Raw genomic sequence first — 15,759 nt, forward strand, 5'->3', positions numbered from 1 at the left:
TCAGACCCGATCTTCCCAGCGGTCGGGTTGCGCGTAGCGGGGGAGGAACCCCTGGGCTGAGCTGCCGCCAACGTAGGGCCGCAGCCGGTAGTCAAAGCTGCCTGCATAGACAAGGACCACGCCGAGCTGCGGCTGGATGACCTTCACCTGGATCCGGTGCTTACCGGCGTCGCCGTCCTGGGGCTCCCACCACTGCTGCGCGTAGGCTTTGGCGTCAAGGGCTGCCGGGAGCGGCAGTCGGAGCGCGCCCAGGAAAAGCCTCGATGTCTCCGAGATGCCACGTAGCCTGCCATCGGTGGTGACGCTGAGATTCAGGTCCGTCACGATCCTGCGGTAGCGGCCCACGTAGTCCACCAGTTGGGTCGGAGCTGTGGCCGTGGCTGTTTTGGCGACGCTGGTGGTGTCCTGGAAGATCCGAGTCCTGCCGGGGAACCGGATTTCGCGTCGTGCCGTCAGGCTCGAGCGGCCAAAAGGGTCCAGATGAGCGTGGTTCTCGATCCGGAACGGAATTCCTTCACCGTACTCAGGGAAAAACGCTTCTTCGTCGCCGGTCAGGCGGAGCAGGGGACGCAACCACTTCTGTTGGCAGCCCACCACATCGAAGGTACCTTCGCCCACACCGTAGTGTCCGGAGCCTGGCGCCAGGGAAAAGTAGTCCTGCAGTTCAGGCTGCAGCCTGCCAAAATCAGCGCCCAGGGACTGGCGGTAGATGGGAACGTTCATGAATCCTCCTCCGTTGCCTGCAACAGATGTCCAATCTACCGGCCACCGCAGGTCAGCGGACCCAGAATCGAACGGGAGTCACCACCTTGGCCGTGTGGTGCCGCGCCGGTGGGCGTCGCAGCGGAGATTTTCCGCCATGCCGTAAATCGGCCAGCACGACAAAGCGCCCCTTGATAAGGGAATATATAACTATGAAGGCACGCATTCTGGTGGTAGACGATGACGAAGCGCTGGCCGAAATGATTGGAATTGTTCTCCGCAATGACGGTTTCGAGCCGGTCTTTTGCGCCGACGGCGCCCAGGCGCTCGATATTTTCCGTTCTTCGCGCCCCGACCTGGTTCTCCTGGACCTCATGCTGCCTGGAATGGATGGCATTGAGGTCTGCCGCCTGATCAGGGCTGAGTCAGATGTGCCCATTGTGATGCTGACGGCGAAAGCCGACACGTCCGACGTCGTTCGCGGCCTGGAATCCGGTGCTGACGATTACGTGCCGAAACCGTTCAAACCGGCGGAGCTCGTGGCGCGCGTCCGTGCGCGGCTTCGCCCCGGCGACCAAAAGGCCCCCGAGACCCTGCGAATCGCGGACATCACCATCGACGTCGCCGGCCACATTGTGAGCCGCGGCAGCGAACGGATCTCCCTGACGCCTTTGGAATTCGACCTCCTCGTGGCGCTGGCGCGCAAACCGTGGCAGGTGTTCACCCGCGAGCTGCTCCTCGAACAGGTCTGGGGCTACCGGCACGCCGCCGATACCCGGCTGGTCAACGTCCATGTGCAGCGCCTTCGGTCCAAGATCGAACAGGATCCCGAAGCCCCTGAGGTGGTTTTGACAGTGCGTGGTGTCGGCTATAAAGCAGGCGCCTGAACCCCGTGAGAACCCCGGCGAACCTGATTCTGAGCGTTCGCCGGTAGTTGGCGAGCCGGAAAACCCGTCCAGCATCCGCACTGGCCCCGATACCCCTGTAGCGGAATCGCCGCCCGAGCCGGCCAACGGAACTTTGGTGCCCAGCTTGCCCCGTCTCGCGTTCGGCGCGCGGATCTGGCGGCGCCGGGCCACCATTGTGGGCCTGCGCGTACTGCGCCTGGTGGGGACGGGAGTCCGCAAGTTCCTGCCCGGCGTGCGCTACCTGGGCCGCGCCCTGCACCGCCGGTGGCGGCGGTCCTTGCAGTTCCGCACCGTCCTGACCACCCTGATGCTCGCCGTCGTCGCCCTGGCAGTCGTGGGCGCTTACCTGTCCAACCAGATCGCCAATAATCTGTTCCAGGAGCGGCTCACGCAGGCCGAATCGGAGACCCGTTACAACGTCAAACAGGTCCAGGAAACGTTCGACGGCGCGCAGGTCACCGATCAGTCGTCCGTGATCACCCTGGTCTACGACACGCTCAATGCCGTGGAAGGGCGCGGCTCCGTCATCCAACGACGGTATGTTTTCGAAGCGAAACCCGAGCAGACCAAGCCTAGAAACCGCTGGGTTGAATCCCGCGCGTCCGATCAGCTCACCGTCAGCGTGATCCCACCGGACCTGCGCAAGGAAGTTCAGAATTCCGGGAAGGATCAATATTGGGCCTCCACGGTGATTCCCGTGGGCACCGAGGACCGGCCAGGCATTGCGGTGGGAAACCTGGTCACGTTCAACGGCACGGTGTACGAGCTCTACCTAATCTACGACCTCAATACCGCCCAGCAGACCCTCGACGAGATTCAAGGCGTGTTGTGGGCTGGCGGCGCCGGGCTGGTGCTGCTTATCGGTGCCGTGGCCTGGTACGTGACCCGCAACGTGGTCAGCCCCGTCAGTCACGCCGCGATGGTGTCTGAGAAGCTGGCCGCCGGTCAACTGCAGGAACGGATGGTGGTGCGCGGCGAGGATGAAGTGGCCCGGCTAGGGGCGTCCTTCAACCACATGGCCGCCAGCCTGCAGGAGCAGATCACCCAGCTCGCCACCCTTTCCCAGATGCAACAGCGTTTCGTCTCTGACGTCTCCCATGAACTCCGGACCCCGCTCACCACGGTCCGGATGGCGGCCGAAGTCCTCTATGATGCCCGGGACGATTTCGATCCCATCAACAAGCGCTCGGCAGAACTGCTCTACAACCAGGTGGAGCGGTTCCAGTCGCTGCTCTCCGACCTGCTGGAAATTTCGCGATTCGATGCCGGGGTGGCAATGCTCGACGCCGAGGCTGAGGACATTCTGCAGGTGGTGGCCCACGTCATTGAAGGCGCAGCCCCGGTTGCCGCCGATTACGGCTCGGAACTGATCCTGCGGGCCCCGGCCGAACCGGTCATTGTCGACATGGACGCCCGTCGCATCGACAGGATCCTTCGTAACCTGATCCTCAACGCAGTGGAACACGGCGAGGGGAAACCAGTGGTCATCACTGTGGCCGTGGGCGAAACCGCTGTTGGCATCGCGGTGCGGGACTATGGCCTGGGGATGGAAACCGCCGAAGCCGCCCGCGTGTTCGACAGGTTCTGGCGAGCAGATCCAGCACGTGCCCGGACCACGGGTGGCAGTGGGCTGGGTCTTTCCATCGCTATGGAAGATACGAAACTCCACAACGGCTGGCTCCAGGCCTGGGGTCGCAAGGGCACAGGAGCCAATTTTCGGCTCACGGTGCCGCTGCGACAGGGGGACGAGATTGAATCTTCACCCGTGCAGCTCGAACCTGAAGATACCCTGGCGCCAGGGCAGCCGGGCAACGTCCCGCGCGAATCAGACACCAAAAACAGCCTGTTCCTGGCCTCGGGTGCAAGCAAGGCCGCGACGGCCACCCAACCAAAGGAGACACCGTGATGGGCCGCAATACCCGGACGGCCCACCTCGCGGCCATCGCCGTCGTCCTCTTGCTCACCCTGATGAGCGGCTGCGCACGGATTCCCACCGCGGGTCCTGTTGGCAAGAGCAGCGAAGGCAGTGCGGGCAACCTCAGCGCGCCGGTCTTCCTCCCTGCCGGGCCGCAGGCAGGCGCGTCGCCGGAAACCATCATCGACTACTTCTACCGGGCCGGCAGCGGCTACGAGGACGACTATGCCGTGGCGCGGGAATACCTGACGCAGGCCTCATCGGTTAGTTGGAAGCCTGACCAGCGCGCCTTGGTGTACCGCGAAGCCCGTGTGGTGCCCACCGAGAAGGAGAACGTCTTCAACTACGAGTTGGACGTCTCCTACACCGTCAACGCTGACGGCATTGCAACCCAGTCGCCCAAGGGAACCATCGAAAAGATCCCCGTCACCGTGACCCAGGTGGACGGTGAGTGGCGTATTTCGGCACTGCCTGACGGCACAGCCATCGCTGAAGAGACGTTCAAGGTCATCTACGGTGCGTTCCCCATCTATTTTTACGATCCCAGCTTCACCTACGCCATTCCCGACGTCCGCTGGTTCATCCGCAACAAAACCGTCAAGGCCATGACCAGCGCCCTGTTGGCTGGTCCGGCACCGTACCTTCGCGGAGCCGTGGTGAGTGCTTTCCCCTCGGGCATCAAGTTGGCGAGAGAGTCCGTCCCGGTGGTATCCGGGGCGGCTCAGGTGGATCTCACCGCCAAGGAATTGACCGAGACCTCGCCTGAGGACCGGCTGCGGATGCAGACCCAGTTGACCCTGACCTTCCGAACCCAGCCAGACGTGGTGAACGTCGAACTGCGCGCCAACCAGGATCTGGTGCGGGTGGAAGACAACGGCTCGGTCTTGCCACCCGTGCTGGACAAAGCCGTGCCGTCCCGGCAGATCGCCGTCAACGGCAACGACCTGGTCCGGTACGAGAACAACAGGATCTCACCACTGCCGGACATGCAGTCGGTGTCTTCACTGCAGCCACGCTTTCCGGCGGAGTCCCCGATTTCGCAGACGGTTGCTTTCCTGAACGCTGACCGGACCACCTTGTACAGCCTCAACCCCGGGCAGCCCGCCAGGGCGCTCACCACCCGCAGCACCCTGGCGCATCCGAGCTTCAGCATTCTCAACTGGGTCTGGTCTGCAGGCCCGGGACCTGCCGGAGAGACTCAGGTTGTGGCGTTCAAGCCCAGCGGCGTGGCGGAGGGTGCGGACGTCCCGTCGGTGACCCTCGCGCCTGGCTGGTTGGCAGGTCGGACGGTCAAGGATCTGCGGATCTCCCGCGATGGGGTGCGCGCCCTTATCATTTCGGAGCAGAACGGCACCACCAGGGTGCAGGTCAGTGGGGTCATCCGCGCCGGCGACGGCACGCCCAGGGAACTGACGGCGCCCGTGAACCTCGTGACCGCCTCCAACCCGGACCAAGGCGTGTGGGTCAACGACAGCACTGTGGCCGTGATGAAGGGCGCCGCGGGCTCCAACGTCACCCCGGAACTGCTCTCGCTGACTGCTGGAGACCCGCAGGAACTGGCGCCGTGGCCTGGACTGGTGAGTATCAGCGGCGGCAACGGACCCGACGAAATCTTCGGCCAGTCGGCCGAGGGAATCTTCCAGCGGATCGGCAACGGCTGGTCGCCCCAGATCACCGGACCCATTGATATGTCGTTCCCTGGCTGACGGCTGCGCTTGCGGCCGGTTTGTTTACGGCTGGCTTGCACTTTTGCCTTGTGCACATCCAGCTTGTCCACATAGCTCCTGATCCACCTTCTGGCTTGAGGCTGGCCGTGCCAGGGTGAAGGGATGGATCCACCCTCTGTCCCACGAGCTTTCCGTCGTGTTGGCCCGGACCTTCTCGCGGCCCCAAGGCGGTCGGCCGTGACCCGTCCTCGGAACCCGGCCCTTCCAGACGTTACAGACCTCTTCGCGGTTCCCGGGCGAAGGGCAGTCAGCCGTCCTCCAGACCCCGACCTTCTCGTCGTCCCCGGCTTCGCGGCAAGACACCGATCTGCGCACCATAGCGCCCTCCTGCGGTGCGCCGACCGGTGGGGACTGGCGGTCGCGGAACTGCTTTCTGCAGCGGTGCCGGTGGATTGCGTCTGCTGCGGGGCTGAAGATGCGGTGCTTTGCCCTGCGTGTAGTCGGCGGGTGCGGCTCCTGACCAACCGCCCCTTTCGCGCGGAAGGCTCAGCACCGGCCCTGATGGATGTTGCTGGCCACCCCCTGCTCCCTGTCGTGGCAGCAGGAGTCTACCGGGAAGAACTCGCCCAAAGCATCCTGTCCTTCAAACATCTGGGCCAGGCCTCGCTTCGCCACACACTGGGCAAGGCGCTTGCCGGAGCCTTGGCAGCCGCTGTCCCGGATGTCTCTGCAGTCCTCGTGGTGCCGGTTCCCACTAGTACCGGCGCTTACCTGAAGCGTGGGTTCAGCCCCCTGCATCTGATGCTGAAGGGTGCCACTCGGGCGCTGCCAGGCGTCATGGTCGCGGATGTCTTGACCCGCTCCGGAAGCTCATCTCTCGCCTTGGCTGGTGGCCAAAAAGGGCTCGGTCGCGGAGCGCGGGCCAGGCAGGTCCGAGGGTCCATGCACGTAGCGTCGCGTCGCGCTGCCCAGGTGGGGGCGCTGCCGTGCATCCTTGTCGATGACGTCCTCACTACGGGAGCTACCTTGTCCGAGGCAGCGCGCGCCCTCCACCTCGCCGGAGGCAAGGTTCACGGGGCAGTAGTCCTGGCGGCGACACGCCCACCAGCCGCTTTCGATACCTGCTGATTACCTGGGTACCAGCCCTGAATCCACCGTGTCTAGGAAAAAAATAAACCCGGAAAAGATGAATAACGGATGACGATGAACTAACGTCGGTGATGGGTACACAGAACAGAATGTACCTTTCGATAGCGGCTCGGAGAGGGGCTCGACTGTCAAGCAGATCGACCCAGGGAAGCGCCGCCGTCGTGTCACCGAAGTCATTTGGAGGGCACCATGGAGTTTATGATCAGCGGACGCAATCTGACGGTCTCAGACCGGTTCCGCGAATACGCCGGGGAAAAGATCGCCAAGATCGAATCCCTCGGGGACAAGGTGCAGCGCGTCGATGCCAAGGTCTCAAAGGAGACGAGTGGTCGGCAGACAGGAGACCAGCTCACCGTCGAAGTAACGGTGCTGGGACGCGGACCTGTGATCCGCGCGGAAGCGAGCGCTGGCGACAAGTTCGCGGCCTTCGACCTTGCCTACAACAAGTTGCTTGAACGGCTCCGGAGGGCCAAGGACCGGAAGAAAGTCCACCACGGCCGCCACACTCCCAAGGCGGTGCGTGAAGCTACCGCCTCGCTGGAACCCGCGAGTGCCAACGAGCCTCTCTATCTTGAGGCCAGCCACCGGAGCGAAGCCGAGCCACAGCCCGAAGCAAAGTCGCCCTACGACGTCGACAATGACATCCCCGCCGGCGATTCGCCCGTCCTGATCCGCCGGAAGGTCTTCCCGGCAGCGTCGCTGACCCTCGATGACGCCGTGGACAACATGGAATTGGTGGGCCACGACTTCTACCTGTTTATTGATAAGGCCACGAACACGCCGTCTGTCGTCTACCGCCGTCGTGGTTGGACCTACGGCGTGATCACGCTGGACAACGAATGCGAGCCTGGGGACACCGTGGTTGAAGAGAAAATCCTCGCCTACCGCTCGGATGACGTCCCAGCCAACGCCTAGTACCGCACCTCACCATCACCAGGAAGGACTGATGTGCCCGCAGCGCTGAGCCTGAACCAGGCACGGCGGATTGCGTTGGCAGCACAGGGTCTCGCCAAGAGGCGGCCCACCGGTCCCGTGTCAGCACGGGCGGTGGGCCGTACCTTTGCCCAGCTCCAACTCGTCCAAATCGACTCCGTGAACGTGCTCTCGCGGAGTCATTTCTTGCCCTTCTATTCGCGGCTGGGGAACTATGACCGCGCCATTCTCAGCAAGCTGGCGGGCACCGCACCTCGCCGCATGATGGAGTATTGGGCGCACGAGGCCAGCTTCATTCGTCCCGAGCACTATCACGACCTCTTGCTGTGGCAGCGGCGCGCGTGGGTGGGTGCGAACGGGCTGGATCCGGCCATGGTGGGTTCCGTTTCGGCACAGGTGCTGGCAGCCCTGGCCAATGGCCCGCCCATGACGGCCGCCGACGTGAGCGCCAAAATTGGGCATGTCGAAGCAAAATCAAACCAGAACTGGGGCTGGAACTGGAACGCGGTGAAACGCGTCTTAGAGCACCTTTTCGAAGCGGGACAGGTTTCGGCGGCAGCCAGGACCGATCAGTTCGAGCGCAAATACACCCTAACGGAACGCGTCTTACCAGCGTCCGTTCGTCCAGTGGTCTCCGCGACGCTGGACCTGGCAGCCGAACCTGACCGCGACGCGGCTCTGCTCCGACTCACGGAGGCTGCCGCTCAGGCACACGGCATTGGCAGTGCGAAATGCTTCGCGGACTACTTTCGGACTCCGATCAAGTCCACCTCGCTCGCTCTTCGGGAACTGGTTGCTCAGGGACGCGTTGAAGCCGTCAGCGTTGCCGGCTGGGACCGTGAGGTTTTTAGGCACGTGGACGCTGTTCTTCCGCGCAAGGCCACGGGGGCTGCCCTGCTGAGCCCTTTTGATTCCATGGTTTTTGAGCGACGTCGGCTGGAGGAACTGTTCGGCTTCCACTATCGGATCGAGATTTACACCCCGGCCCACAAGAGGCGGTTCGGTTACTACGTGCTGCCGTTCCTGTTGCGCGACCAGATGGTGGCCCGTGTAGACCTGAAAGCAGACCGCCCCGGCGGGAAACTGCTGGTCAGGTCAGCGTTCGGTGAGCCGGGTGCCCCAGTGGACACCGCCGTCGAACTTGCCGCCGAGTTGTCGCTGATGGCGCAGTGGCTCGAATTGGACGACGTCGTGGTCCATCCTGTGGGTGACCTCGCCTCGGAATTGGCCGCTGTGATGCCTCTGGTGCGGTCACGGGATCAGTGATGTCAGCCGCAGTGATCCGCTCTCAGGTGAAAGGGCAACGGTCCGGGGTCTCTCCCGTAGACTAAAAACGCCAGAATTCGGCCGGCATGAGACTGGGAGCATCTTCACGTGGCATCACTTATCGAAAAACTTCTCCGCACGGGTGACAAAAAGACCCTTCGACAATTGCGGAACTATGCCGATGCCATCAATGCTCTGGAAGATTCGCTCAAGACGTTCACTGACGCTGAACTGCGTGAGGAAACCGACCGGCTCCGCGAACGTCACCAAGATGGCGAAACCCTTGAAGCGCTGTTACCCGAAGCTTTTGCTGCCGTCCGCGAGGCATCGGCTCGAACCTTGGGGATGCGGCACTTCGACGTCCAGCTGATGGGCGGTGCGGCGCTGCACCTGGGGAACATCGCCGAAATGAAGACCGGTGAAGGTAAGACCCTCGTTGCCACCGCCCCCGCCTACCTCAATGCCCTGACCGGCAAGGGTGTCCACGTGATCACGGTGAACGACTACCTCGCCCAGTACCAGTCGGACCTGATGGGCCGCGTCTACCGCTTCCTCGGCCTGACCAGCGGTTGCATCATCGCCAACCAGGATCCCACCGTGCGTCGGGCCCAGTATGCCGCCGACATCACCTACGGCACCAACAACGAATTTGGGTTCGACTACCTACGCGACAACATGGCGTGGGACAAGAATGAACTCGTCCAGCGCGGCCACAACTTCGCCGTGGTGGATGAAGTTGACTCCATCCTCATCGACGAGGCCAGGACCCCGCTCATTATTTCCGGACCAGCGCAAGGTGACACGAACCGTTGGTACAGCGAATTCGCCAAGGTGGTCTTGCGGTTGACCGCCGAGAAGGATTACGAAGTTGACGAGAAAAAGCGCACTGTCGGTGTGCTTGAAAGTGGCATCGAAATTGTCGAGGACTACCTCGGCATCAGCAACCTCTACGAATCTGCCAACACGCCCCTGATTGGCTTCCTGAACAACGCTATCAAGGCCAAGGAACTCTTCAAGCGGGACAAGGACTATGTGATCCTCGACGGCGAAGTTCTCATCGTCGACGAGCACACCGGCCGTATCCTTGCTGGCCGCCGCTACAACGAGGGCATGCACCAGGCAATCGAAGCCAAAGAAGGCGTCGAGATCAAGGCCGAGAATCAGACCCTCGCCACCGTGACGCTGCAGAACTACTTCCGCATGTACGACAAGCTCTCCGGCATGACCGGCACCGCCGAAACTGAGGCAGCCGAATTCATGAGTACCTACAAGCTGGGCGTGGTGGCGATTCCCACGAACCGGGACATGCAGCGCATGGACCAGGCCGACCTCGTCTTCAAAAATGAGACCGTCAAGTTTGATGCCGTGGTGCAAGATATCGCCGAGCGTCACGAGAAGGGCCAGCCCGTCCTGGTGGGTACCACCAGCGTGGAAAAGAGCGAGTACCTCTCCCGGCTGCTGGCCAAGGACGGCATTCGCCACGAAGTCCTCAACGCCAAAAACCATGCCCGCGAAGCAGCGATCGTTGCCCAGGCTGGCCGCAAGGCTGCCGTCACCGTCGCGACCAACATGGCCGGCCGCGGTACCGACATCATGCTCGGCGGCAACGCTGAGTTCACTGCCGTGGCCGAACTCGCCAAGCGCGGCCTGGATCCGGAGGAGAACTCCGAGGAATATGAGGCCGCTTGGCCAGCAGCGCTGGACGCTGCCAAGCAGTCCGTCAAAGATGAGCACGAAGAGGTCCTGGACCTCGGCGGGCTCTACGTGCTGGGCACCGAGCGGCACGAGTCACGCCGCATCGATAACCAGCTCCGCGGCCGTTCGGGCCGTCAGGGCGACCCTGGTGAGTCGCGCTTCTACCTTTCGTTGACTGATGACCTCATGCGGTTGTTCAACTCTGGTGCTGCCGAACGCCTGATGAATAGTTCCGTTCCCGACGACGTCGCCTTGGAATCCAAGCTCGTTTCACGGGCTATCGCCTCGGCCCAGGGTCAGGTTGAAGGCCGCAATGCCGAGCAGCGGAAGAACGTCTTGAAGTACGACGACGTCCTGAACCGCCAACGCGAAGCGATCTACAGCGACCGCCGTCGCATCCTCGAAGGTGACGACTTGCACGAAAAGGTGCAGTTCTTCATCGAGGACACCGTGGTATCCCTCATCGATGTGGCCACAGCGGAAGGCAACGGCGACGACTGGGACTTCGCCCAACTCTGGACCAACCTGAAGACCCTCTACCCGGTCAGTGTGACTGCGGATGAAATCATCCACGAAGCCGGTGGCAAGCCCAGCCTCACCGCGGAATTCCTCAAAGAGGAAGTGCTCTCTGATGCCCGCGTGGTTTACCAGGCGCGCGAGGAAACCATCGGCGAAGAGGGGATGCGCGAATTGGAGCGCCGTGTCGTGCTCTCGGTGATCGGCCGGAAGTGGCAGGAACACCTCTACGAGATGGATTACCTCAAAGAGGGGATCGGGCTGCGGGCGATGGCCCAGCGCGATCCGCTGGTGGAATACCAACGCGAAGGGTTCTTACTTTTCCAGGGCATGATGGAGGCCATTCGCGAAGAGAGCGTCGGATTCCTCTACAACCTTGAAGTCGAGGTCACTCCTGCCGAGGACGTTGTTGTGCAGGATGACACCGGGAATCACACCGAGCATCATGACTCACAGGTGAAGGCGGCTGGACTCGAAGCTCCGGAAAAGCCAGCCCAGCTGCAGTACACAGCGCCGGGCGAAAGTGGCGACACGGAAACTCGGGTGGAGACCAGGACCACAGGGCGTTCGGGAAACCCGGCGAAGGCCGCTGCGCAGGGCGTTGCCAAGCGTCCTGCCAAGAAGAAGAAGCGCTAACGGCCAGCTATCCCACCTGAAGCTCGGTGACTCGCCAAACGTCCTTGCTGCGCTCCAGCCGCAAGGCCACGGCGCGGACCCGGATGTCGTCGGCAACCACGGCGCTGGCTTCGTAAATTCCGTCCGAGACTTCGCAGACCCGGACGGAACGGACCATCGAGTTTCGATGTAACTTCGCCAGATTGGGACTGCCTGTGCGGAGCACCTCGTGGCGGATCAAGGCTGCCCTGTGTTGAAGCGCTGCGAGGCAGCCGGGATCGAGGCGACGGGCCAGCTGATGGATTGGGCGGATCCCGGCCAACACTTCCATGGCGGCCTGCGTGGTGCCTCGTGCAACGGCCCGGACTTCAGCCTCTTCGTCCGCAAAGCGCAAAGCGGGTGCTGCGGCTGAGACGGACGTGCGTTGTCGAACCCCCGGGGTAGGTGTTGAGACCTGTTGGGCTCGAAGCTGGGACATGGCAGTCATTGAGACATCCTTGTATTGGTTGCTTGGTTGCTTGGTTGCTTGGTTGCTTGGTTGGTTACTCTTGGTCTGCAGGACGGTTACGAACCGCCCTGAGGCGGGAGAAGGACTTGACCCGGAAGGATCTTGTCCGGGTTTGGTCCGATCACGTCCCGGTTCGCTTGGTACCAGCGGGGCCATTCGTTGGCGATGTCCGCGTCTGTGGCGCCCGGTCCCAGTTGCCGAGCCGAGATCTCCCATAGACTCTCGCCCGACCGGACGGCAATTCCTTCCTCGGATGGTTGGTTTGCTCGCGCCGTACCGCCGACCAAAGGGCCTGGGTGCATGACAGGCGGGGCCGGTTGCCAGCCTGGATAGTCAGGAGCTGTAGTTGCGGAGACTGTCTGCGGGGAATGCTGCCACTGTGGTGCCGGATTCGTATCGTCCGCGTGGGCAATTCCTCCGGTTACCAGTTGCGTCGAGATGGCAGCGATCATCAGTCGGCGCATGAAAGCCGGCGCAAACCGGCGGAGCGAGGCCGCGCGCCGTAATCGCCCCGTCCGTTCCAGTCCTGCATGGATGCCGGCAAGTGATAACGCCAACCACCACCAGGCGACCAAGAGGCTCCCGGCTGCCGACGCAACGATCCCGATCATCGCCTCAACGTTGATTTCCTGCCACTTGTTTGCGGGGTCAAGCCACTGGTGGCTCAGACTGAAGCCAATGTGGCAGAGAAGGCCGCCAAGAAACAGAAGAGTGAGTGCTGTGGTGAGGTCACGGCGCCAACTGGGTTCCGGATGCATATTCAGCCCTTTTTGATGCAGTTTGATCTTGTTTGATGTAACTGAATACAGTCTGAGGTTCTTTGCCTAGTTTTGTCTACAACAATTTTTGCGAGCTGGCGTGAGCATTGACCGGAGAAAGTCTCGGTCCTACGCTGTGCAGATGCGCTGGGATGCACTCTTTGGGGACCTTGAAAGTCAGTTTGCGGAAGCCGATCGGCTGGCACTCGATGACGAGATCAACGATCGTGCGCGCGCAGAACTGGTCAACATTACGTTGGCAGATAGGCTCCGCGGTTCCGTGGGCGCAGCCTTGACGGTTCATTTCGTATCCGGCGACAGCGCGCGCGGAGAGCTGCGAGCCGTCGGCATGGACGCCCTGGTCGTGGCGGAAGGAATGCGGCAAATGCTCATCCCTTACGCAGCAGTCTCCCGATATGGGGGCCTCAGCCGGTTTGCGGTGGCGGAATCCTCACCTACGCGTCAGCGCCAAGGCTTGGCCCATGCGCTGCGGAGGATGGCCATGGACCGGGAAGAAGTGTCCGTCCTGCTTGGTGCTGGCCAGGAGGGGACTCGCTTGATCGGTCATATCGATCGAGTGGGTCAGGACTTCTTCGACCTGATAACCGAGACAAATGCAGAGGAGCGGCGGACGAAACCTCCCGCAGAGCCGGTATCTGTTCCATTTTCCAGCTTGCTCGCCGTGACGTCACGGTCCGCTGCATCACTCTAGGGTTTGAAGTGTCCCCACGAGCGCAATCGACCTGAGCGTCGCCCGATGGGGATGCCGGTTGAGGGGTCGATCGGCGTGCTGGGCCCCTCGTCACAGCGCTAAGCCAGTTTTGCCTTGGCCTCGCTGATCATGCGGCTGGCCTCGGCATAGCGTTCCTCGATGTACTGCTCCAGCATTGTCTCTTCAACCCGCCACTGGCCGCGGCCACCTACCTGGATCGCCTTGAGTTCTCCGCTCCGGACCAAGGCATACGCTGCCGGTGAGTTGATCTGCAGTTGCTCGGCTACGTCTGCGAGCGTCAAAAACCTAGGCATAGATCTATTTTGCCACCGAGTGACCTGATTTGCTGGCGTTATCCACAGTTTCGCATTCTTCGTGATTTTCTCTTTCGTTCCCGTGGCCTTGCGGCAACAATGAGGAGTCGGAGATGCAGCCGCGTGCGGCGTAGCAAGGAGAGTCACCATGGTTCACGAGTCACCTGCCGCAGCTGCGAGGCTAAAGCGACCGTCATGGAACGATCCACGCCTTCTCATCGGGATGTTGCTGGTGCTGGTTTCCGTAGCCGGTGTGGTTCTGCTGGTCGGCAGTGCTGATCGCACCACCGAGGTGTTCGCGGCCAAAGATGGCATCGCTGTGGGTGAGCGACTCACAGCCGAAAACGTTGTTCGCGCGAAGGTCCGCCTGGGCGATACCGAGGCACTCTATCTCACCGCCGAATCCGGACTCAGCGAGGGCATGGTGGCAGTGCAACGGATTGGCAAGGACGAACTGGTTCCCAAGGCAAGCCTGGGGACCATCGATCGACTGAATCGGAAGCCCGTGGCGATTGCCGTCGAGGCCGCACTTCCGGCGCAGGCCGTAGCGGGTGCTCGCGTCGATGTCTGGGTGGCCCAGCCCGACGCCAAGAACGGCTTCGGTGAACCGAAAATGTTGCTTCCCGGCGCAGAGATCGCCGAGGTCATGGCTGGAACAACCACGTTGGGCTCGTCGAAAAGCACTGTCCTCATGGTCCTGGTGCCAGACGGCCAAATGCCGGCGCTCCTCGGAGCCCAAGCCAACGACGCAAAAATTGCCGTGGTCTGGAACCCAGGCGCCCCATGAGCATTCCTGTTGTGACAGTGGGCCAGCGCGGCGATGACCTGGTTGGTGGCCTTGAGAGACTCCACGGTCCGGTCACCATCGTCCGTCGGTGTGCTGAACTTCCGGAGTTACTGGCTGCCTGCCAAAGCGGACTTGCGCGCGCCGCTGTGGTGGCCGAGGGTAGTGAAGGACTCACTGCGTCGTTGGTGGATCGCCTTGGCGCTGTCGGAGTGGTGATTGTGGCGCTGACGGATGACCTGGCAGAGTCGGCGCGGCTGAAAAGTATTGGGGTGACCACCGCAACGGCCAGCGTTGAGTCCTCGGTGCTCTCGGACCGGATTGCCGAGGCTGTGTCCCAGATGGGTGCCAGCGGTGGCCGTGGCCTGCCGGGAAACGTTCGAGTGGGACAGTTGACCACGCAGGAACAGCCAGCTGAGCCCTGGGCGCCAGTAGGGGACGCCTCCGGCTCAGGCCGTGTCATCGCGGTGTGGGGACCAGCAGGTGCCCCCGGTCGGACCACCCTGGCCGCCAATATTGCCGGCGAACTGGCAGGTGAAGGGCAGAAAGTCTTGCTGGTCGACGCCGATACCTACGGGGCCAGCATCGCCGCCGTCTTGGGGCTCATGGATGAATCCGCTGGACTGGCGCAAGCCTGCAGGCTTGCTGACCAAGGATTGCTAGACGCCGACGCCCTCCGACGAACGACCATCACCATTGCGGCTGCAGCGGGATCTTTTGGTGTCCTGACGGGCATCACCCGAGCCGATCGGTGGACTGAACTTCGGGCCCGGGCCCTGTCGCTTGTCGTCGAACGTGCTCGGCAGCTTCACGATGTAGTCATTCTGGACACAGGCTTCAATCTCGAGGCCGAGGAAGACCTCAGTTTCGACACAGCCGCGCCTCGGCGGAACGCCGCAACGTTGCGGTCGCTGGAGTTGGCAGACACGATCTACGCTGTGGGGGCGGCAGACCCCGTGGGGATCCCTCGATTGGTACGGGGGCTGGCAGAACTGGCCAACACGCTCCCACAGGCTGCTCCCGTCGTTGTTCTGAACAAAGTCCGGTCCTCGGCTGTGGGGCGGAACCCGGAGCGGCAACTCCGGGACGCGTGGCAGCGATTTGGTCCCAGTCCCAAACTGGCTCTGTTCCTGCCGTACGATCGTGCTGCCGCTGACGCCGCACTGTTGGTGGGGTCGTTACTCCTTGAAGCAGCACCTGATTCCAACCTCCGTCAGGCCATCAGAAATATTGTTTGTGCATCCGACCAGCAAAAGCGCAAAAGCTCTGTCTTTTCTTCCACACCATGGCGTCAACGGAAGGGCTAGGCTCGCCTAA

Annotated in this window: 13 protein-coding genes; 10 read left to right on the forward strand and 3 right to left on the reverse strand. The window is 62.3% G+C overall.

Features of this window, described 5'->3' with window-relative positions; genetic code table 11:
- Positions 1-723 carry a DUF4166 domain-containing protein gene (locus PSET11_RS10485; RefSeq protein ID WP_124092049.1) on the reverse strand — a complete coding sequence of 241 codons (723 nt, stop codon included), beginning with the start codon at positions 721-723 and terminating at the stop codon, positions 1-3.
- 191 nt (positions 724-914) lie between these two features.
- On the opposite strand from PSET11_RS10485, the gene mtrA reads away from it, so the two are divergent.
- The 7 genes from mtrA (at position 915) to secA (ending at position 11,387) form a co-directional block, all read left to right on the forward strand.
- Complete coding sequence (gene mtrA / locus PSET11_RS10490; protein ID WP_124092050.1) at positions 915-1,589, forward strand: MtrAB system response regulator MtrA; 675 nt, start codon at positions 915-917, stop codon at positions 1,587-1,589.
- 136 nt (positions 1,590-1,725) lie between these two features.
- A complete protein-coding gene (mtrB, locus tag PSET11_RS10495; RefSeq protein WP_238989113.1) occupies positions 1,726-3,516 on the forward strand; it encodes an MtrAB system histidine kinase MtrB in 1,791 nt (596 codons plus the stop codon).
- The gene (locus PSET11_RS10500; RefSeq protein WP_124092051.1) at positions 3,516-5,231 is read left to right on the forward strand and encodes an LpqB family beta-propeller domain-containing protein; all 1,716 of its coding nucleotides are present in this window, start codon (positions 3,516-3,518) and stop codon (positions 5,229-5,231) included. Before mtrB ends, PSET11_RS10500 begins: the two co-directional genes overlap by 1 nt.
- Before the next feature lie 522 nt (positions 5,232-5,753).
- Positions 5,754-6,320 carry a ComF family protein gene (locus tag PSET11_RS10505; protein WP_345788823.1) on the forward strand — a complete coding sequence of 189 codons (567 nt, stop codon included), beginning with the start codon at positions 5,754-5,756 and terminating at the stop codon, positions 6,318-6,320.
- Positions 6,321-6,530: 210 nt separating this feature from the next.
- On the forward strand, positions 6,531-7,256 hold the full coding sequence (hpf, locus tag PSET11_RS10510) for a ribosome hibernation-promoting factor, HPF/YfiA family (RefSeq protein ID WP_124092052.1): 726 nt from the start codon (positions 6,531-6,533) through the stop codon (positions 7,254-7,256).
- 33 nt (positions 7,257-7,289) lie between these two features.
- Positions 7,290-8,540, forward strand: a complete 1,251-nt coding sequence (locus tag PSET11_RS10515; protein ID WP_124092053.1) for a winged helix-turn-helix domain-containing protein — start codon at positions 7,290-7,292, stop codon at positions 8,538-8,540.
- 108 nt (positions 8,541-8,648) lie between these two features.
- A complete protein-coding gene (secA, locus tag PSET11_RS10520; RefSeq protein WP_124092054.1) occupies positions 8,649-11,387 on the forward strand; it encodes a preprotein translocase subunit SecA in 2,739 nt (912 codons plus the stop codon).
- A 7-nt stretch (positions 11,388-11,394) separates the two neighbouring features.
- Here the strand turns inward: secA and PSET11_RS10525 are convergent, their stop codons facing one another.
- Entirely contained in the window at positions 11,395-11,853 is a 459-nt protein-coding gene (locus tag PSET11_RS10525; RefSeq protein ID WP_238989114.1) for an Rv3235 family protein, read from the reverse strand.
- A gap of 921 nt (positions 11,854-12,774) precedes the next feature.
- Between PSET11_RS10525 and PSET11_RS10535 the strand changes: the two genes are divergently transcribed.
- Positions 12,775-13,344 carry a hypothetical protein gene (locus tag PSET11_RS10535; RefSeq protein WP_124092057.1) on the forward strand — a complete coding sequence of 190 codons (570 nt, stop codon included), beginning with the start codon at positions 12,775-12,777 and terminating at the stop codon, positions 13,342-13,344.
- A 98-nt stretch (positions 13,345-13,442) separates the two neighbouring features.
- Here the strand turns inward: PSET11_RS10535 and PSET11_RS10540 are convergent, their stop codons facing one another.
- Positions 13,443-13,658, reverse strand: a complete 216-nt coding sequence (locus PSET11_RS10540) for a helix-turn-helix domain-containing protein (protein ID WP_124092059.1) — start codon at positions 13,656-13,658, stop codon at positions 13,443-13,445.
- Between the two features lie 148 nt (positions 13,659-13,806).
- Between PSET11_RS10540 and PSET11_RS10545 the strand changes: the two genes are divergently transcribed.
- Both PSET11_RS10545 and PSET11_RS10550 read left to right on the forward strand, forming a co-directional pair.
- Positions 13,807-14,445 carry a hypothetical protein gene (locus tag PSET11_RS10545; protein ID WP_124092061.1) on the forward strand — a complete coding sequence of 213 codons (639 nt, stop codon included), beginning with the start codon at positions 13,807-13,809 and terminating at the stop codon, positions 14,443-14,445.
- Complete coding sequence (locus tag PSET11_RS10550; protein ID WP_124092063.1) at positions 14,442-15,749, forward strand: CpaE/TadZ family protein; 1,308 nt, start codon at positions 14,442-14,444, stop codon at positions 15,747-15,749. The genes PSET11_RS10545 and PSET11_RS10550 overlap by 4 nt, the downstream gene beginning before the upstream one ends.
- Positions 15,750-15,759 lie beyond the last annotated feature (10 nt).

This window comes from Arthrobacter ulcerisalmonis (assembly GCF_900609065.1).
In the GTDB taxonomy this organism is placed as follows: Bacteria; Actinomycetota; Actinomycetes; order Actinomycetales; family Micrococcaceae; genus Arthrobacter; species Arthrobacter ulcerisalmonis.